The organism is Micromonospora sp. WMMD736, from assembly GCF_049179015.1.
Lineage (GTDB): Bacteria > Actinomycetota > Actinomycetes > Mycobacteriales > Micromonosporaceae > Micromonospora.
The window spans coordinates 1-1,043 of the sequence record NZ_JBMHMI010000065.1; the positions used below are offsets into that span (position 1 = coordinate 1).

A 1,043-nucleotide genomic window follows, 5' to 3' on the forward strand; every position below is an offset into this window, starting at 1 on the left:
GGCAGCGGATCCATCCAGCGCGCGCAGAGCACGCTCGTGCGGCTTAACCGGATCACCCCTCCAAAGGACGAGGTGCGCAGGGTGGTGGCGCAGGTGACCGCCGACCTCGCCGACGTGTCCAACAACCTCGACACCGCCGACATCATGATCCAGGGGCTGGACCAGACTTCGAACGTCCTGGGCACGTGGGCGCCGAACCTGAGTTTTTGGTTCACACCCGAGGGATTGGATGGCTTCGAACGAGCCACGGTCGTGGCGAAAAGTTTTGGCACGACGCTGCCGTCGTTGGGCACCATCTACAACGGAGGGTACTGGATGGCGCCTGCCCTCGGCTCCATCGCTAACGCCATCGAAGCGGTCCAGGGGGCCAAACAAGTTGTGGAGGAAGAGTACCCACGTTGGCGGGCCCTGCTCAATGAGTACTTCCTCGCGCAGGACAAACACCCGGCGATCAACATCACCTCGATCGTCGGCCCAGATGGGCGGGAGTTGTCCGCGAATGTGGAACAGGTGCTGCGAATGCTGGGGGCCGTCCCGTGACGCTTAAAGCAATGGCCGTGTTCGTTGCGTTCACCGTCATGATTGCCGGGTTCTTAGTGTACTTGGCTAACTTGGGCATTCGCGTCGCTCCGCCCGACGACCGGACGAACCTCGTGATGGATGTTTCCGACGTTAACAATCTGGTCGCGGGCTCCAAAGTCCTCTTACGTGGTGTACCGGTCGGGAAGGTCGTGGGGATCGACACGTCGTTGACGAACGCCACCATCCATTTTTTCATCGACAACAAGTTCAAGTCGGCGATCCCGGCCGACAGCACTGTCAGACTCGAAAACCTCTCCGCGCTCGGCGAGGCATACCTGGAATTCGAACCGCAGAAACCCGGCGGCCAGCCTTTCAAGGACGGGCAGCGCATCGCCGCGGACTCGATCATCGCGCCGAGGTCGATTTCGGAACTAGGCACCAGCGTTGTCAGGATGCTGAACCAGCTTGATCCCGGCCAACTCAAGAACGTCGTCGACGAGGCAGACGCCGCACTGCCGGAC

2 protein-coding genes are annotated in these 1,043 nt (G+C 61.2%); both read left to right on the plus strand.

Annotated features, from left to right (window positions below; genetic code table 11):
- The coding region (locus tag ACN269_RS33580) for a hypothetical protein (RefSeq protein WP_421477196.1) at positions 1-540 on the plus strand (540 nt) is incomplete at its 5' end.
- Positions 541-551: 11 nt separating this feature from the next.
- On the plus strand, positions 552-1,043 hold a 492-nt coding region (locus tag ACN269_RS33585; RefSeq protein ID WP_421477197.1), incomplete at its 3' end, for an MlaD family protein.